Origin of the sequence: Mesorhizobium sp. LSJC269B00 (assembly GCF_000502815.1) — a bacterium.
Lineage (GTDB): Bacteria > Pseudomonadota > Alphaproteobacteria > Rhizobiales > Rhizobiaceae > Mesorhizobium.
In genome coordinates, this window is sequence record NZ_AYVN01000008.1 from 139,265 (window position 1) to 156,507 (window position 17,243).

At 61.1% G+C, this 17,243-nt stretch carries 19 protein-coding genes; 4 read left to right on the forward strand and 15 right to left on the reverse strand.

Going from position 1 to position 17,243, the window contains the following annotated elements:
* Window positions 1-194: 194 nt before the first annotated feature.
* The 5 genes from X771_RS145145 to X771_RS145125 form a co-directional block, all read right to left on the reverse strand.
* Window positions 195-1,703, reverse strand: coding sequence for a hypothetical protein (locus X771_RS145145; RefSeq protein WP_023689081.1), 1,509 nt, complete (start codon window positions 1,701-1,703; stop codon window positions 195-197).
* The gene (locus tag X771_RS145140; RefSeq protein WP_023689082.1) at window positions 1,703-3,124 is read right to left on the reverse strand and encodes an MBOAT family protein; all 1,422 of its coding nucleotides are present in this window, start codon (window positions 3,122-3,124) and stop codon (window positions 1,703-1,705) included. The genes X771_RS145145 and X771_RS145140 overlap by 1 nt, the downstream gene beginning before the upstream one ends.
* 421 nt (window positions 3,125-3,545) lie before the next feature.
* Entirely contained in the window at window positions 3,546-4,331 is a 786-nt protein-coding gene (locus X771_RS145135; protein ID WP_023684736.1) for a GGDEF domain-containing protein, read from the reverse strand.
* A 393-nt stretch (window positions 4,332-4,724) separates the two neighbouring features.
* On the reverse strand, window positions 4,725-5,375 hold the full coding sequence (locus tag X771_RS145130; protein ID WP_023689083.1) for a hypothetical protein: 651 nt from the start codon (window positions 5,373-5,375) through the stop codon (window positions 4,725-4,727).
* A 447-nt stretch (window positions 5,376-5,822) separates the two neighbouring features.
* The gene (locus tag X771_RS145125; protein WP_023673440.1) at window positions 5,823-6,335 is read right to left on the reverse strand and encodes a DinB family protein; all 513 of its coding nucleotides are present in this window, start codon (window positions 6,333-6,335) and stop codon (window positions 5,823-5,825) included.
* Between the two features lie 304 nt (window positions 6,336-6,639).
* On the opposite strand from X771_RS145125, the gene bluB reads away from it, so the two are divergent.
* Window positions 6,640-7,275, forward strand: a complete 636-nt coding sequence (bluB, locus tag X771_RS145120) for a 5,6-dimethylbenzimidazole synthase (RefSeq protein ID WP_023689084.1) — start codon at window positions 6,640-6,642, stop codon at window positions 7,273-7,275.
* Window positions 7,276-7,284: 9 nt separating this feature from the next.
* Here bluB and X771_RS1000000168240 read toward each other — a convergent pair whose 3' ends face one another.
* The gene (locus tag X771_RS1000000168240; protein WP_023689085.1) at window positions 7,285-7,446 is read right to left on the reverse strand and encodes a hypothetical protein; all 162 of its coding nucleotides are present in this window, start codon (window positions 7,444-7,446) and stop codon (window positions 7,285-7,287) included.
* Between the two features lie 300 nt (window positions 7,447-7,746).
* Here X771_RS1000000168240 and ndk point away from each other — a divergent pair, with 300 nt between their 5' ends.
* A complete protein-coding gene (gene ndk / locus X771_RS145115; RefSeq protein ID WP_023684731.1) occupies window positions 7,747-8,169 on the forward strand; it encodes a nucleoside-diphosphate kinase in 423 nt (140 codons plus the stop codon).
* An 86-nt stretch (window positions 8,170-8,255) separates the two neighbouring features.
* On the opposite strand, the gene X771_RS145110 is transcribed toward ndk, so the two are convergent.
* A complete protein-coding gene (locus tag X771_RS145110) occupies window positions 8,256-8,711 on the reverse strand; it encodes a MarR family winged helix-turn-helix transcriptional regulator (protein WP_023673444.1) in 456 nt (151 codons plus the stop codon).
* A 64-nt stretch (window positions 8,712-8,775) separates the two neighbouring features.
* Between X771_RS145110 and X771_RS145105 the strand changes: the two genes are divergently transcribed.
* The gene (locus tag X771_RS145105) at window positions 8,776-9,255 is read left to right on the forward strand and encodes a cupin domain-containing protein (RefSeq protein ID WP_023689086.1); all 480 of its coding nucleotides are present in this window, start codon (window positions 8,776-8,778) and stop codon (window positions 9,253-9,255) included.
* Between the two features lie 2 nt (window positions 9,256-9,257).
* On the opposite strand, the gene X771_RS145100 is transcribed toward X771_RS145105, so the two are convergent.
* From X771_RS145100 to X771_RS145075, 6 genes are all read right to left on the reverse strand, one after another.
* Complete coding sequence (locus X771_RS145100) at window positions 9,258-10,025, reverse strand: YbaY family lipoprotein (RefSeq protein ID WP_023689087.1); 768 nt, start codon at window positions 10,023-10,025, stop codon at window positions 9,258-9,260.
* 70 nt (window positions 10,026-10,095) lie between these two features.
* Window positions 10,096-10,569 carry a molybdenum cofactor biosynthesis protein MoaE gene (locus X771_RS145095; RefSeq protein WP_023689088.1) on the reverse strand — a complete coding sequence of 158 codons (474 nt, stop codon included), beginning with the start codon at window positions 10,567-10,569 and terminating at the stop codon, window positions 10,096-10,098.
* Between the two features lie 4 nt (window positions 10,570-10,573).
* Window positions 10,574-10,831, reverse strand: coding sequence for a molybdopterin converting factor subunit 1 (gene moaD, locus X771_RS145090; RefSeq protein WP_023689089.1), 258 nt, complete (start codon window positions 10,829-10,831; stop codon window positions 10,574-10,576).
* A 1-nt stretch (window position 10,832) separates the two neighbouring features.
* On the reverse strand, window positions 10,833-11,429 hold the full coding sequence (pgsA, locus tag X771_RS145085; RefSeq protein WP_023673449.1) for a CDP-diacylglycerol--glycerol-3-phosphate 3-phosphatidyltransferase: 597 nt from the start codon (window positions 11,427-11,429) through the stop codon (window positions 10,833-10,835).
* Window positions 11,430-11,599: 170 nt separating this feature from the next.
* Window positions 11,600-13,675 (reverse strand): excinuclease ABC subunit UvrC, encoded by a 2,076-nt coding sequence (gene uvrC, locus X771_RS145080; protein ID WP_023689090.1) that lies wholly within the window; start codon window positions 13,673-13,675, stop codon window positions 11,600-11,602.
* Window positions 13,672-14,436: an SDR family oxidoreductase gene (locus X771_RS145075; RefSeq protein ID WP_023684725.1), complete on the reverse strand. Its 765-nt coding sequence runs from the start codon at window positions 14,434-14,436 to the stop codon at window positions 13,672-13,674. The genes uvrC and X771_RS145075 overlap by 4 nt, the downstream gene beginning before the upstream one ends.
* Window positions 14,437-14,847: 411 nt before the next feature.
* Between X771_RS145075 and X771_RS145070 the strand changes: the two genes are divergently transcribed.
* Window positions 14,848-15,498 (forward strand): outer membrane protein, encoded by a 651-nt coding sequence (locus X771_RS145070; RefSeq protein ID WP_023684724.1) that lies wholly within the window; start codon window positions 14,848-14,850, stop codon window positions 15,496-15,498.
* Window positions 15,499-15,561: 63 nt separating this feature from the next.
* Here the strand turns inward: X771_RS145070 and X771_RS145065 are convergent, their stop codons facing one another.
* Together X771_RS145065 and X771_RS145060 are read right to left on the reverse strand one after the other, a co-directional pair.
* Window positions 15,562-16,158, reverse strand: coding sequence for a glutathione S-transferase family protein (locus X771_RS145065; RefSeq protein ID WP_023689091.1), 597 nt, complete (start codon window positions 16,156-16,158; stop codon window positions 15,562-15,564).
* Window positions 16,159-16,498: 340 nt separating this feature from the next.
* Window positions 16,499-16,888, reverse strand: coding sequence for a hypothetical protein (locus tag X771_RS145060; protein ID WP_023673454.1), 390 nt, complete (start codon window positions 16,886-16,888; stop codon window positions 16,499-16,501).
* Window positions 16,889-17,243 lie beyond the last annotated feature (355 nt).

Below are 17,243 nucleotides of genomic sequence, written 5' to 3' on the forward strand. Positions count from 1 at the left end.
GATATCTCCACCGGGCCTCACAGAATATATTAGGCTCGCTCCCCAGCATACTGCTGATCTGAATGCCCGCGGTCCTTCTTCCTATTATCCCCCTGGCTTTCAACATTGATGTTTCTCTCTTTCTGCGTCGTAGCCATCACTTCACCGTCAAGGGTTCCGGCATTGTCGCGAAAATGACCTGCCCAGGAACAGGATCATGGAGTCGCTTCGCTCGAATGCCAACCAAACTGTACATCCCTCATGATCGTTTGCTGCCCTGAATCTCCTGGGTCGATACGAATGGAGCGTCCGGCAAGATAGTTGGGCAGAACCAGCGCAATCGCGTGGTCGCCAGTACCGAGGGGTAGTTGAATCGACCGGCCGGCCACAAAAGCTCCATCCTCGCCTCCGTGTGGTGAAAAAAAGATCTCGAACACATCTGGGCTGTTCAGCGTAAGCTGCAGGCGAACACAGGGGGTTGTGCGGCTGCTATCCGAGACGGGCACGGTGGCTATCATTTGTGGATCAGGGGCGGTCGCAAGAAAACCACTCGCGCCAACAACCATAGCTTGAAGCTTCGGCTCACCGGTGGCAGGGGCAAAATCTCTGCATTCCCTAGCAGCCAACTCGTCGCGCGCGACCAGAGCCTGACCCAGCGTGCTGGACCACGAAAGAGGGCCGATCAACACCGAATCGACGACCGCTCGCTCGACGCGGCTGACGATCAGCCGCTGGCTGGCGAGCACCGCGTTCGTGATCCCCTGTGGATCGGAAAGGTCCATAAAGTATTCGACGGCGTGTCGGAATGGCTGCGTCAAGCCTATGACTTTATTGTAGAACGAATCATGCAAGATTACGGTGGAGACCGCTTGGTCGACCTGCTTGAACGAAGAAAGCGCCTCTATTTCCGCCGGGGTGTCTATCTCACTTTCGGGTTCGCCGTTACCTACCAGCAGCATACGCGTCTCGAGATCTGTCGGATTCTGAGCCATTTTCCCGGCTAGTACTGGCGGCCGCACCCCGTTGCCATCGGGGAAGATCGCTACGAGCAATTGGCGAAAGGCGATGGCCGCACCAAAGTAGCTCCAGTGGGTGTCTGTCTTGCGATACAGATCGGTGCCGTTTGAACGTCCTTTTGCCTCCTGCAGTGCGCTTAAGTGATCAACAATCCGAGGTGCTTTGGCTCTGATCGTCGATCGCAGAAGGTCGGCACTCTGCTGTTTGCAGGCCCAGTATTTTTCAAAGTGGGGGTCGAGAAATTCTGGATATACTGTCGACTTATCAGGCGCTATCGTAAAATACATCTCAATGCCGGAAGCACCGGCGACGTCAATCATGGCATCCATACGTGAGACAGCCAATTCCACGTTATACCGTTCCTGACATTTCCCCTCGAACCAGTCGCCTTTCCAGTATATCCAGCCGTCTCTTCCAGTAGCGATGTTGTTGTGGTCGTATTGGCGAACGACTTTGAGTAATACGGTATTTCGAATGGAAATGGCGGACCGCTTTAACCAGGAACGCTCCAGAAGGGCGGAAGCCAGCTGATCGAAAGCGCCGCTTGAACTTGCCCGCAGAGATTCCGGCGCAGGAAAAGCGGTAAAGTCCTTCTGACCATAAGGTTCAACGGCGCCGCGAACAGCCAGCACCAACAGCGGCGACGCGATGATGACCACGAAGGCCGCGGTGACTATTGCGCTGCATATTTTTCTGGCTGTTTTCATCAGAATTGGAAATACAGGAACGGAGTGTAGCCGCCGCTCAGCGCCAACACCTGACATACCATCAGGGCAACAACCGTGTAGCAGGCGCCAGTGACATACAGCCTATCGCCTCTGGTCTCGCTTGTCAGCAACTGGCCGAACGAAAGCCGGCCGGGCAAAACGTAAATTGCTGCACCTACCACAAGGGCGATCAAGCTGGTCGTGGCTATTGGCGCAGCCGCATCGAGGCTGAATGCACCAGCGGCGCCGGGCGAAGCCATCGCCTTCCACAAAGACATTGCCTGTTCAAGCGACGTCGAGCGGAACAGCGGCCAGCTCAGCGTCACGACCGGCAGGAAATAGGCATATCGCAGCCACCCCTTCTCCAGCACTTTCGGCCAAGTGCCGGTGGCCACGCGCTCGACCAGGATGAAAAGCCCGTGGAACATACCCCAGCAGAAAAACGTCCAGGAGGCGCCATGCCAGAGGCCGGTTACCGCGAAGACGATCAACAGGTTTCGATAGGTCGCGATCCTGCCATGCCGGCTTCCTCCCAGCGGGATGTAGAGATAGTCGCGAAACCAGCTTGAAAGCGAGATGTGCCAGCGTCGCCAGAATTCGGTGATCGAACGGCTGGCGTAGGGCCTCTGAAAATTCTCGGCAAAGCGGATGCCGAACATGCGGGCAAGCCCGATGGCCATGTCGGAATAACCGGAGAAGTCGAAATACAACTGGATGCCATACGTCGCGGCCGCCAGCCATGCCGTGGCAAAACCTATGGTGTCGTGGGGTGCGGCGAAAATGGCATCGGGGATCGGCGCAATGCCATCGGCTATGATCACCTTTTTCACTAGGCCGTGAGCGAAGCGGGTGGCCCCGGTGGAGAAGTTCTCGAGAGATATTCTCGGCGCTCGAAAATCATCCACGACGTCCCGGAACCGCACAATCGGGCCGGCAATCAGGTGCGGAAAAAATGTGAAGTACGTACTGAAGAGCACGACATTGCGCTCTGCAGGAATTTCACGACGGTAGACGTCGATCAGGTAAGACAATGCCTGAAAGGTAAAAAAGGATATGCCGATCGGGAGGATTACGCCGGCGAATGTCGCCGACAGATTGCTGCCTGAAGTGAGGTCAACGTTCACCGCTATGAAATCGAGATATTTGAAGAACACGAGAATGCCGACCAGCAGCACGATTGCCGCCCCGACAACTGCATTTCTCAATTTCGCGCTTTTGCAAAGGTCGACAGCCAGCGCGCCGAAATAGGCGATGACTACATCCGCAATGAGTATGATTACATAGGACCCTGACGACCAGTAGTAGAATGCCAGGCTCAGAACGAGCAGGCTTGGCCGAAAGGCAGAGGGCTTGGCAAAAAGAGCTATGGCAAGTGCGATAGGCAGGAAGAAGAAAAGAAAATTACTTGCCGAAAATACCATCCTGCCTCCAACCACGCCCACGCTCGGTGACCACCTCAGCTCTAAGAGCCAAATTTGCCACCCAAGACCTCACCATCTATATCGAATATAGAGCGCAAGGATCGGCCAAAATACAAAAACATGTCCCAATGGCGAAAATATCGACAAAATGAATGAGCATTCGGCAATTCTCTCTGAATCATCCCTGCTGAGATAGTAGACGCCTCGCCTGATCTGTAAATGCTTATCACTATGCACAGGTTGTTGATAACGCGCCCAAGCCGCTAGAGCGTTTCATCGTTTAGGGAAACGGCGAAACACTCTATCTCTTGTTCTGACGCAATTCCGAAGGAAAGCGCTAAGCGCTTTCCTGGGAACACACACTTTTCTTGGAATTGCTCTAAGGCGCTACGCCGAGCTGTCGGCGCACCGGTACCAGCCCTCAATGCAACGTCGGATCACCGGCCAGCAGGCTGCGCGGCCCGGTCGTTTCGAAACTGACCTGGTCGCGGCCGTTGGACTTGGCCTTGTAGAGGTGCCGGTCGGCCGTCAGGAACATGTCGGCATAGGTGGTGGGTCCGCTGAAGGCGACGCCGCCTATGCTTACCGAGAGCGGACAGGGCCGCCCATCCGGGGCAAACTCGACCTCGCGGATGCGCCGCCGGATCCCCTCGGCAACCAGCCAAGACTGCGACGGGTCGGCGCCGGGCAGGAAGATGGCGAACTCCTCGCCGCCGATGCGTCCGACGATGTCGGCGCCGCGCAGCTGGGCCTTGATCGTCTGCGCAATAAGCTTGAGCGCCTGATCGCCGCAATCGTGGCCCAATCGATCGTTGATGGTCTTGAAATGATCGGCGTCGACGATCAGCAGGGCGCCGGCATCGACGACGGCCTGGCTGCGCGCCTGTTCGAGATAGGCCTCTACCAGCATCGAAAACGCGCCGCGGTTGAACACCGCGGTCAGGCTGTCGGTCGCCGCGACGATGCTCAGATTCTTCTGGGCGATCGCCAGCTGGCGCATCTTGTACATCAGGAAAGAGAAGAACGATCCACCCAGCACGAGCGGCAGCAACAGGTCGGTGAGCTGCGCCCAGCGCAACGCTTCGGGCGACAGCGACGGAAAATTGTAGGAATCGACAAGGAAGGCCGCCGCGATACAGATCGCCGTGCCGACAACCGTGACTGCTATGACCCTGCCCAAGCTCGTGGGCGAAAGATCGACCCGCATGCCATTTCTCCCACTGTGTTCGCCATTTTGCAGCGGGAACACAAATGAAACCCTAAAATCTTACCTGCAATTCGAATGTGGTTAACCAGAACAATTCCAGGAAAGTGTGAGCAGCTTTCCCGGGAGAAGCGCGTGGGCGCTTTCCCTGAGAATTACCAAGACAAAGGGATAGCGCGTTTCACCGTTTCCGTTAAACGATAAAAAGCTCCGGCAATCGAAAGGCGCGATCGGTTGCCTTGTGAGTGGCGACAAAAAGCCCGCCACTTGCGTGGCGGGCTTTCCGACTGGCCGGAGGCTTCTCGTCAGCGCATGTCCCTCGGGAAGTCTGGGCCATGCGGTAGGAGAGTGCCGTAAAGCCTCACGGCTGGCTCGACACTCCCGGCGAAACCTGTCTCAGCGACGCGAGATCATAAGGCATAGCTGCCGCAGATCGCTGTCGTAGGTGCCCTCGCTGGCGAGCACATCGACGCAGCGCTTCTTCATACGTGTCAGCTGGCTGTTCGACATGCTGGCGACGATACCGGGTGTCCCAGGGGTGCCTGGTGTTCCAGGAGTTCCTGGAGTGCCGGGGGTACCGGGCGTGCCCGGCGTTCCGCCAATGCCGACGCCGACACCGACGTTGATGCCGCTGCCGACGTTGACGCCGACACCGGCATTGATACCTCCGCTGCCGCCGACCGTGGCCCCAACACCGGCATTGATGCCACCGGCTCCGCCGACCGTCGCGCCAGCGCCGGCCTTGATGCCGCTGCTACCGCCGACTGAGGCGCCGAGGCCTGCTGTAACGCCGCTATTGCCGCCGACCGTTGCGCCAGCACCCGCCTTGATACCGCCGCTGCCGCCAACCGAGGCGCCGGCACCGGCCTTGACCCCGCCGCTGCCGCCGATCGAAGCGCCAACACCGGCATTGATGCCGCCAGCACCGCCGATAGATGCGCCGACACCGACGCCAATTCCGCCGCCTGCATTCGCGGGAGCGGCAAAAATGACGATAATTGCACCCGCCGCCAGTGTTCTAGCGATTTTTTGAGTGATATTAACCATGACACTCTCCTTGTTGCCGTTCTGCTTTGTGCATTGCAACATGCCAGCAAACCAAAGCAGACATATGCTTATGCACTCACAGCTACGCACGAGTCTTCCTTATAGTTTCTTTATTTTTTCCAAGAATAAGGATTGTAGTTCTCAAGGCGTGCACTGGTCTGCTAAAAAAAAATATGTTTTTGCTTCAATATTTAAACTTTGTTTAATTCTCTCGACAGAAATTCCACCGGAGTTGGAGCGGGTTGTGGCTGCGGCGGCCTGGAGCCGAAGGCCCACAAAAGGCGGGCCACTGACAGCCCAGCCACCTGGCCCAGTCACCGGGCAGCGTTGTGCCGACAGGGTCCTCAAAACCCGGCTTGGATCCAGAGCTGGTGCCGGGCATCGACGGCCGCGCAAATGCACCGGTTAACGCTCCCGTGCGTTTAAACGGGAAGCGCGGTCAGGAGATCAGGCGTAGGCGCGGCCTTCGTCGGTGCGTTGGAAAAACGCCAGGTCGAGCTGCACCGAAGGCCGGCCGAGAATGGTCAGGATGGTATGCGCCTGGCCGCGGTGATGGGTCTGGTGGTTGAAGACGTGTCCCAGCGCCGGCGCCAGCCGCTGCGAGACGGTGCGCATGTCGGAAACGGTCATGTAGGAGAAGCGGCCGGACAAAGCCTTTTCGGTCAAACCGCCGACCCAGTCGACGATCCGCCTGTCCTCGGCCTCACGCGCCAGCTTTAGGCCAGGCAATGCGCGGTGCAGGATGGCGTCGAGCTTTGCCGGCGCGTCGCCCTCGCCGGTGAAGCGTTTCATCCAGATGCGGTCGGTGGCCAGCAGATGGTTGAGCGTGCCCATCATCGAGCCGAAAAATGCGCCGACATCGCGGTTGAACTCTTCTTCGTCAAGTGCGGCGACGGCATCGTAGATGCGGCCATTGGCCCATTGATTGTAGGCCGCGAACATCATGAAATGCTGTTTCATCTTTTTCCCGCCGACGAGTTCCGCTTCAGCCGCAGGCGCCTAATTAGACCGCGAGGACGCAGCCGCCAATGACCATTCTGTTCTATGAACTCGTCGGACACGACGCGACTCGTCCGCTCAACCGGCATTGCTGGAAGGAGGCGGCGGCAGCAGCTTAGGGAATAGGCAGTAGGCAATAGGGTCTGAGCGCTGTACTGCCTACTGCCTACTGCCTACTGCCTACTGCCTACTGCCTACTGCCTACTGCCTACTGCCTACTGCCTACTGCCTACTGCCTACTGCCCACACAAGTCTCCTGATCGCCATGCCACCACCCCCCGATTTCACCGATGATTTTCGCGCCGGGCTGGTCACGCTGCTGCGCTGGCGCCGGGATGTGCGGCGCTTCGAGCGGACGGCTTTGCCCGAGGGTACGCTGGAGCGGCTGCTGGAGCTTGCCAGCGTCGCGCCGTCCGTCGGTCTCAGCCAGCCGTGGCGCTTCGTGGTGGTCGAGAGCGCCGAGCGGCGGGGCGCGGTGAGAGACTGTTTCGAGCGCTGCAATGCCGAGGCGCTGGCATGCTTTTCGGGCGAGCGCGCCGCTCTCTATGCCCGGCTGAAGCTCGCCGGTCTCAATGAAGCGCCCTGCCAGTTCGCGGTTTTCGCCGACCGCACGACGCAACAGGGCCACGGGCTCGGCCGCATGTCCATGCCGGCGACCATCGACTATTCGGCCGTCATGGCGGTGCACACACTGTGGCTGGCGGCGCGGGCGGAAGGCATCGGCATGGGCTGGGTGTCGATCCTCGACGCCGCCGAGATGGCCGTAATCCTGGACACCCCGCCTGAGTGGACGCTGATCGGCTATTTCTGCCTCGGCTATCCCAGCGAGGAGCATGAGATGCCGACGCTGGAGCGCGAGGGCTGGGAGCGCCGGCGGCCGCCGGTAGTGATCAGGCGGTAAAGCTGCCCATCACTTCGTCTCTTCCTTGGCGATGAGCTTGACGCAGATCGGGTCGCCCTTCGGCATCGGAGTGCACTGCCATTCAGGCCCGAAACCGAAATTCGTATCTGTGCGGCGACCCAGAAGGAGCAGCAGAACAAGGCCCACGGCAGCAAAAATGCCGATAATCAATAGGCTCCCTTTTATGTCGCCCGGCCTGAGGTGGTGGTAGGCCAGCGCGTCCCGTCAAACATGGTCCGATGTCTTTCCGTTCCGCTGATTTCCGTTCGAAACCGTGCGTGCCTGCGCAATCGCCATTTTCCCGCAAAGCCTTGCCTTTGACCAGAGCGTTGCGAACAGCCATGCGGGCGGTCGCGGCCGAATAACGCTGCCGGGGCGCGTCCCCTTGGCAATGGGCCGGGCGGCTTGTATAGAGCCCGCCACTCCACATTCCGATCTCAAGACTTTCCATCTCAAGACAAGGACGACCCCATGGCGCTCGAACGCACCTTTTCCATGATCAAGCCGGACGCGACCCGGCGCAATCTTACCGGCGCCATCACCAGGATGCTGGAAGAGGCCGGCCTGCGCGTCGTCGCCTCACGTCGCGTGTGGATGAGCCGCCGCGAGGCCGAAGGCTTTTACGCCGTCCACAAGGATCGTCCGTTCTTCGGCGAACTGGTGGAATTCATGTCGTCGGCGCCGACCATCGTGCAAGTTCTGGAAGGCGAAAACGCCATTGCCAGGAACCGCGAAGTTATGGGCGCGACCAACCCCGCCAACGCCGCCGAAGGCACCATCCGCAAGGTCCACGCGCTGTCGATCGGCGAGAATTCCGTGCACGGCTCCGACGCGCCGGAAACCGCTGCTGAAGAGATCAAGTACTGGTTCTCGGACACCGAGATCGTCGGCTGAGCCGACGCGAACCAATGTATGCAAGAGGCCGGCACTTCGCCGGCCTTTTTCTTTGGTCAGGTCCCGGCTTCGGCTTCATGCCGCTTTCAACGGATGAGCGGCGTGTCCCAGAGGTCGCCGAGCAGCGTTTTCAGCTCCGTGAAACGCTTCTCGCCCAGTTCCTCGGCCCATTCCCGTTCGACGTCGAGCAGGATGTCGGCCATCTTCTGGTATGCGGCGCGCCCGCGGTCGGTGAAGTGGACGACGGTCCCGCCGCTCTCATCGGGTGCCGCCGAGCGAGTGATATAACCCATCGCTTCCAGCGTCTTCAGCAGTTGATTCATGGCCTGCTTGCTCATCGCGGCGCGCTCGGCGAGCGCGCTCGGCCGAAGGCCATCCGGGCCGGGATATTGGATCACCGCCATATGCGGCGGGCTGAGGTCCTCGAAACCCGACGCCCTGAGATCCCTGATCAGCTTGCGGTGAATGGCCATGGCCGGAACGCGCAGCAGTGCACCGATCAGCGGTGGCTTCTTTGGCGGTGCTTCCGCGGATAATGGCATTGACACTCTGGTAAATTGAGTTTACTCATTTCGGTAAATTCAATTTACCACGTGGGAGGATGAAATGCTAGACAGAGCTAGCCAGATCAGCGTCAATCCGGCCGACGAGACAATCAGCCATGGCGGCCTTGCCGTGCGCTTCCTGCTTACCGGCGACCAGTCGAACGGCAGCATCGCCGCCTTCGAACTGACGGTCGCCGGCTCGCAGCGCCTGCCCGCCCCGGCGCACAGCCACGATCACTATGAAGAGACGATGTACGGGATCGAAGGCGTGCTGATGCTGACCGTCGACGGACACCGGCACGATATCGGGCCGGGCCAGGCGCTGTGCATTCCGCGCGGCGCGGTTCACCGCTTCGACAACGACACCGCCGCGACCGCCAAGGTGCTGTGCGTGGTGACGCCGGCGGCGATCGGCCCGGACTATTTTCGCGAGGCCTTCGCCATCTTCAGCACTGGTGGCCCGCCAGACCGCACCAGGCTGATGGACCTGATGCGCCGGTTCGGCCTGACGCCGGCGCCCCCGCCGCCGCCGCAGTCTTGATCTTAACTCGCTGCGTTAAATCGCAAAATGTCACGGCCGTCCTTGTCGGCGATGATCAGCTTGCCGCCATCGACACGGTTTGACGCCGCCTTGGCGAGCGCCTCGAACAGCGCCTTTTCCTCGGCCATGATCTCCGGCGCGCAGGCCTTGTAGGTCGAGCCGATGTCGCTGATGACGATGGTCTCGCCATCGACCTTGGCGGTGGCGAAATAGGCGTTGCACGGGCCGCTGCCGCCCGCCTTGCCGGCTTCGCTGACCCGGAACGTCGCCTGCGGCTCCGAAATCACGCCGATACCGTCGATATACTCGACCAGCCAGCTCTGGCCGAACAGCGAGGCCGAGGTCGGCTTGTCGCTCGGCGCCACCATTTTCAGCACAATGGCCTGCGGCGCCTCGCTGAGCGGATCGACCTGATAGCGCGAGTCCGTGACGAACAGCAGCTTGTCGTCGGCGGTGATGCGCGCCTGCAGCGCATAGGTCATGTTGGGCCGGATCACCGTTGGATCGAAGCTGATCTCGAACTTGATCGGCACCTGGCCGGCCGGCGCTACCTTGCGCTCGCCGACAATGGCGGCCGGCGCATCGGCCAGCGATACATCGGCAAGTTGAACCGACAGCACGGCGTTGGGCGGCAGCGCGATGCGCTCGCGATACATCACCTCGCCCTTCAGGGTTTTCTCGGCGGCGACGGAAGGCTCGGGAACGGCCAGAACGCCGATAACCAGCGGCACAAAACCGAAGACGAAGAATTCGGCGATCCTGTCCAGCATGCCCTTGCTCCCTTTTTGGCCGATGCGATTTGGCCAAGGGAATGCGGTCAATACATGGCTGCGCCGAGATTTATTCGGGCCGCGCCTTCCAGCGCGCCGCAGCCTGGTCGTCGGCGTCCTTGGCCTCGACCCAGCCGCCATCGGTGCCGTCCACGCGGTGCTCCTTCTTCCAGAAGGGTGCACGCGATTTCAGGAAATCCATCAGGAAATTGGCCGCTTCGAACGCCGCCTGCCGGTGCGAGGACGCCGCCACCACCAGCACGATGTTTTCGCCCGGTGCGATCTTGCCGTGGCGATGGATGACGGTCAGCCCTTGCAGCGGCCAGCGCTGAAGCGCCTCGCGGGCGATCCGGCTGATTTCGGCCTCGGCCATGCCTGGATAGTGCTCGAGTTCCAGCGCCGACAGCTGGCCCTGCTCGTCGCGGCAAAGTCCTGAGAAGGACACCACGGCGCCGATGTCGGCGCGACCCCCGGTCAGTTTCGCGATCTCGGCGGCAACGTCGAAATCGTCGCGCTGGATGCGCACCGTCGGCGCGCCGGACATGGTGTCAGCCCCCGGTCATCGGCGGAAACAGCGCGATCTCGCGCGCGCCGGCTATCTTCTCGCGATGCTCGACATGTTCCTGGTTGATGGCGACGCGGATCACATCAGGATATTGCAGCGCGTGCTCATATTCCTCGCCACGCGATTTCAGCCAGCGCAGGAGGTCGGCCACCGTCTCGATACCGGCGGGCAGTTCGACATCCTCTTCCGGCTTGCCGATCCGTTCGCGCACCCAGGCGAAATAGATGAGCCTGGTCGACATCTCACTCGTCCATGATGTGCTTGAGGCCGGCGCGGAAATAGTCGTAGCCGGTGTAGAGCGTGACGAGGGCTGCGATCCACAGCAGCACCAGTCCGGTCTGCGTGGTCAGCGGGAAGATCTTGTCGCCGGCAGGCCCAGCCAGCAGGAAGGCGATGGCGACCATCTGGATGGCGGTCTTCCATTTGGCGAGCTGCGTCACCGGCACCGAGACTTTCAATGCCGCCAAATATTCGCGCAGTCCCGAAACCAGGATTTCGCGGCACAGGATGATGATTGCCGCCCACAACGACCAGCCTGCGATGCCGGCATGGCGGTCGGTGTCGGCGGCGAGCAGCAGCAGGCAGGTGGCGACCAGCAGTTTATCGGCGATCGGATCCAGCATCTTGCCGATGTTGGACGTCTGCTGCCAGGCGCGCGCCAGATAGCCGTCGAGATAGTCGGTGATCGAAGCCAGCAGGAAGATGATCAACGCCGACCAGCGGGCGAAGTCGCTCGATTTCAGATGCCCCTCGAGAAAAAAGCACAGCACCACCAGCGGCACCGCGACGATGCGGGCATAGGTAAGCATGTTGGGCAGGTTGAACGCGCGCTTGGCCATATCTCAGGGACTCTTTCTGCCTGCGTACTCAAATCAGAACCGGATGTAGGGGGTCAACAGGCGAGATTCGATTGGCCAGACGAAAATAGCGCGCGATTGCCGGGATTCGAGTGGCCTGCGAGAAAAGAACGGCTGCTGCCATTTGATCGGGACAGCGGCGTCACCGGCGCTCAGCTCTCATGGAAATGATTGTAGACGAGCTTGGCGACCTGCTCTGAAATACCGTCGACCTTGACCAGATCCTCGACTGCCGCGCGGCTGACCGCCTTGGCAGTGCCGAAGGCCAGCAGCAGCGCGCGCTTGCGGCCGGGACCGATGCCGGCGATCTCGTCGAGCGGGCTCTTGACCAATTCCTTCTTGCGCCGCGCGCGGTGCGAACCGATGGCGAAGCGATGGACCTCGTCGCGCAGCCGCTGGACGAAATAGAGCACGGGATCCCGCACGGGGAGCGAAAACGAGTCCCTGCCTCTGACGAAAAAACGCTCGCGGCCGGCATCGCGGTCTTGGCCCTTGGCGATGCCGATGGCCGCCACGCGATCCTCGATGCCGAGGTCGGCGAGGATCTTGCGCACCGCGCTCATCTGGCCCTGGCCGCCATCGATCAGGATGACGTCCGGCCAGGCCGGGAAGCTGCCGGAGATGTCTTCCTCGATGTCGTCGCCTGCTCCACCGGCTGCCGCGTCGTCGGGAACGACATCGCCATGTTCCTTCAGCAGCCGCGAAAAGCGCCGTTCCATCACCTCGCGCATCATGCCGAAATCGTCACCGGGCGTGATCTCGGTCGAGCGGATGTTGAATTTGCGGTACTGGTTCTTCACAAACCCTTCCGGCCCCGCGACGACCATGGCGCCAACGGCGTTGGTGCCCATAATGTGCGAATTGTCGTAGACCTCGATGCGCACCGGCGGCTTCGGCAGGCCGAAGGTCTCGGCAAAGCCGGCGAGCAGCCGGCCTTGCGTGGAGGTTTCGGCCAGGCGGCGGCCGAGCGCCTCGCGGGCATTCTGCAGCGCGTTGTCGGTCAAATCCTTCTTCTCGCCGCGCTGCGGCACCGAGATCGACACTTTACGGCCGGCGCGGGTGGACAGCGCTTCGGCCAACAGTTCCTGATCCTGGACACCTCGCGACAGCAGAATGTTCCGTGGCGTCGGCTTGTCGTCATAGAACTGCGCCAGGAACGAGCCCAGCACTTCCGCCCCCTCCAGTGCCGGGTCGGCCTTGGGGAAATAGGCGCGGTTGCCCCAGTTCTGGCCGGTGCGGAAGAAAAACACCTGGATACAGACCTGGCCGCCCTCCTGATGGATGGCAAAGACATCGGCCTCGTCGACCGTGGCCGGGTTGATGCCCTGATGGCTCTGCACATGGGACAGTGCAGCCAACCGGTCGCGATAAATGGCGGCGCGCTCGAAATCGAGCTCCTGCGAGGCCTGCTGCATGGCGGCAGAGATTTCGGTCTTCACCTTCTGGCTGCGGCCCGACAGAAAATCCTTCGCCTCGCTGACCAGCTCGGCATAGTCGCTATGCGAGATCTCCCCGGTACATGGACCGGCACAGCGCTTGATCTGGTAGAGCAGGCACGGCCGGGTGCGGTTTTCGTAAAAGGAGTTGGTGCAGCTCCTGAGCAGGAAGGCGCGCTGCAGCGAATTGATGGTGCGCCCGACCGCGCCGGCCGACGCAAAAGGTCCGAAATAGTCGCCCTTGCGCGAGCGCGCACCGCGATGCTTGTAGATGCCGGGCGAGACGTGATCGCCGGTCAACAGGATGTAAGGGAACGACTTGTCGTCCCGCATCAGCACATTGAAACGCGGCCGCAAGCGCTTGATGAGATTGGCCTCGAGCAGCAGCGCTTCGATTTCGGTGCGGGTGACGACGAACTCCATCGTCGATGTCTCGCGCACCATGCGGCCGATGCGGGCGGTGTGGAACCGGCCTTGCGCGTAGTTGGTCACCCGCTTCTTCAGGCTGCGCGCCTTGCCGACATAAAGCACGTCGCCGGCAGCGTTCATCATGCGGTAGACGCCGGGCGCATTGGGCAGCCGCTTGACCAATGTCTGGATGACCTCCGCGCCGACCATGCCGTCGGCGTCGCCGGCATGCGGCGCCCAGTCTATCGCTGTGAAGGCGACATCGGGCCCGGTGGCCTCGGGCTCGACGATCTCCTCGACCGCTTCATCCTCAAGCTCGATGTCAGGCGGCATATCGTCGGCGGCGCCGGCGCGCGTCTTGTGTTTCTGGTCTGCGGGACTCATTCCACCATGCCTGTCACATCCGGCGTCTGCCATGCAAGATGCTGGCCGCCGTCGAGCGCGATCATCTGGCCGGTCACCGAGCGCGCCTCCCAGAGATAGCGGATGGTGGCGCCGAATTCGGCCAATTGCGGGCCGCGCTTCAGAATCAGGCCATCGACCTGCTTTTGGAAATCATCATCGTCCTGGCGCGCATTCTTCAGCGCCGGACCGGGACCGATGGCGTTGACGCGGATGCGCGGACCGAGCGCCTGTGCCAGCATTTCGGTCTGCGTCCACAGGGCCGACTTCGAGAGCGCATAGGAGAAATAGCGCGGCGTCGGCCGCCAGACGCGCTGGTCGATGATGTTGACGATCAGCCCCTCCTGCCCTTGCGGCAAGGCGCGGGCGAAGTTTTGCGCCAACAGCGCCGGCGTCTTCACATGGATGGCGAAGTGAAGGTCCCATGCCGCCCAGTCGAAGTCCTCGACGCTATCGTCGACGAACAGCGACGCATTGTTGACAAGAAGCGTGACCGGGCCGAGCGCTGCCGCGGCGCGGCCGACGAGATCGCCAACCGCATCCATGTCGGTCAGATCGGCGGCTACCACGCCGGCGCGGCCGCCTCCGTCCCTGATGCTCGCAGCCAGCGCGTCGGCCTCGGCGGTCGAGCGGTTGGCGTGGATGGCGACGGCAAAACCGTGCGCGGCCAGATCCTCGACGATCGCCTTGCCGATCCGCTTCGCCCCGCCCGTCACCAGCGCCGTTCCGGCGGCTTCGATCATCTGTCAATCCTCAATCTGCGCCTCAATTCGGCTAGCGGCACATTGTGACGCGTCCAGGGGTTAAATGCCGTTTCCACCTGGGGCAGGAATGTGGCGAAACGGCTTTTTCGCCGCCGGCACCGCCCCGGATTCGGGTCGGCAGGACCGCAATATAGGACGCTGAACCCGTTGCACCAAGCCGAGTGCAGTGCAGCATCGCCTGCGTACTGACATTTCGCTGTTGCGAAGATGCAACGTCAAGCTTCGGCCTCATTCGTGCCGGGGAATGACCCATTTTCAGGTTCGCTGCCGCCGCATTTTGACACGACATTCGGAACCGTTGAGTGCCAGATCCGTTTCGCCCCCCGGACGGGTTGATGGCGCTCAGGACAAACAAGCCTACGTGTCTTGTGGCTTAAGGAGTAAACAACAATGCAAACCAATCTCAAATTCGCGCCGCTCGCGGTTGCGCTCGGGCTCTTCGCCCTCAGCGGTACCGCTTTTGCTGCCGATGTCGTCTCGGAAGAGCCCCCGGCGCCGGCCCCGATCGCCGAGCTCCCCGTCGCTTCCTGGGCCGGCCCGTATGCCGGTCTCAGCGCCGGCTACGGCTTCAGCGGTCATGCCAAAGTCCATGACGGCGGCCCGGACATCAAGACCAAGGGCTTTGTCGGCGGCGTTTTCGGCGGCTACCAGTGGCAGCAGGAAAACTTCGTGTACGGTGCTGAAGCCGATCTCGGCTACAATGGCGTCAAGGGTGACAGCGGCGGCGTCAATTCCAAGGGCGGCTTCGAAGGCTCGCTGCGCGCCCGTCTGGGTTACGCCGTGACCCCGGAAATCCTGCTCTACGGCACCGGCGGCGGCGCCCTGAAGAACCAGAAGGTCTCGGTCCCCGGCGACAGCGACAGCAACACCATGCTCGGCTGGACGGCCGGCGTCGGCACCGACATCAAGATCACCGACAATGTGTTCGGCCGTGTCGAGTACCGCTACACCGACTTCGGTTCCAAGAGCTTCGACAGTGTCGGCACCAAGGTCAAAGAGAGCGACAACCGCGTCACCTTCGGCGTCGGTATGAAGTTCTAACTGTCGTTCAAGCCACGACACAAGAAAGCCGGGCCTCGCGCCCGGCTTTTTTTGTTTCGCCCGTCAGGCCGGCACAGCCACCTTCAGCCCCGGAAACTTCTCATCGAAACGCGCTGCCCAGCGGGTCAGGCGGCCGCGGCCCTTTTCCCATTTGCCGGCGAAGCGCAGAGAGAGGTAGCCGAGGCATGCACGCAACGCCAGCTGGCCAAGCGTGATCTTCTTCGGCAGCTTCGGCGGATTGGCGTTGAGGAAATCGAGTGCGGCGGTGATCTTGGTCCACTGGCGATCGAGCCAGGGTTGATAGACCATCTCCTCCGGACGCGTGCGCCGCTCATAGACCATCGACAGCGCGCAGTCGCATATGCCGTCGGCCAGCGCCTCCAGCACTTCGGCCTCGAGGCGCTTGTCGGCATTGCGCGGCAACAACAGGCTCTTCGAAGCGCGGTTGAGATGCTGAGTGATCGCGCGGCTGTCATGGATCGAGCGGCCGTCGTCGAGCACCAGCACCGGAATCTTGCCGAGAGGATTGGCTGACATCAGTTCAGCAGGCTTGTCCTCGGTCTTGACCGGCACGAGCTCGACGGCAATGCCGGCATGGAGTGCTGCCATGCGCACCTTGGAACTGTAGGGGGATGAGGACGCGTAGAGCAGCTTCGGCATGATCGGTTCCCTGTTTTCGGACGGCCAGTGCATGTCGCTCAAAAATGCGATTCCGGTCTTGAGAACGACGCACGTAAAACAAAGGTCTAGAGCGTGTCGCCTGAACCCCATCGAATGCGACCGCCTTAGTGTTGGCCGATCTTCCCTGAGGGAGCAACTGCCAGAAGGGCAAAACCAGGCGGCCAATCCGCCGACAATGAAATCGCCATGCACGTCTCACAGAAGTGGCGTCAATTTCGAGAGAACGACATGCATCAAAACAAGACCTAAATCACAACAAAAAAGCTCCCGGGAATCTGCCAGTCGGCAAAGTTCCCGGGAGCTTTGAGATGGACCGCTGTTACTTCTTCTTGGCGGCTGGCTTTTTGGCCGGTGCAGCCTTCTTCACAGCGGCCGTCGACTTGGCGGCGGCGGCCTTCATCGGAGCCTTGGCGGCGGGTTTTGCCGCTGCCTTGGCTGCCGGCTTCTTGGCGGCGGGCTTGGCTGCTGCCTTCGCAGCAGGCTTCGCCACAGCCTTGGCGGCCGGCTTCTTGGCGGCGGGTTTCGCTGCTGCCTTGGCGGCGGGTTTTGCTACTGCCTTAGCTGCCGGCTTTGCCGCTGCCTTGGCAGCCGGCTTTGCCGCTGCCTTCGGTGCTGCCTTCTTTACTGCTGCAGGTTTCGCGGCAGCTTTCGGTGCCGCTTTCTTTGCCGGCGCTTTCGCCGCCGGCGCCTTCGTCGTGGTCTTTGCCATGCGATGCCCCTTGCGTTTGTGCCGATGGCCGTGAGTGACCCGGCGAGCTAATGCATATCTGACTCGTGCGTATCTAGCCAGCGAAGCATTACATAGAATTTTGCAGATTAAGTTTCGGTTACGCTGAGAGCAAGATCGCAATGATCGGCACAGAAATCGGCAAAGAATCTTCCCGCTTCGCAGCGAACTATTGCGAGAGAAATCTCTGATATCGCGACTCACACGATCTTCTCGTCAAGCTCACATTGTCTTGCAACGCCGTCGATCTCACGCGGTCATCGGCGGCCTATCGGATGGCAACAATCATCGCACAGCAGAGGCTGATCTTGCTTCATCCCCACGGTTGCAGGAACAG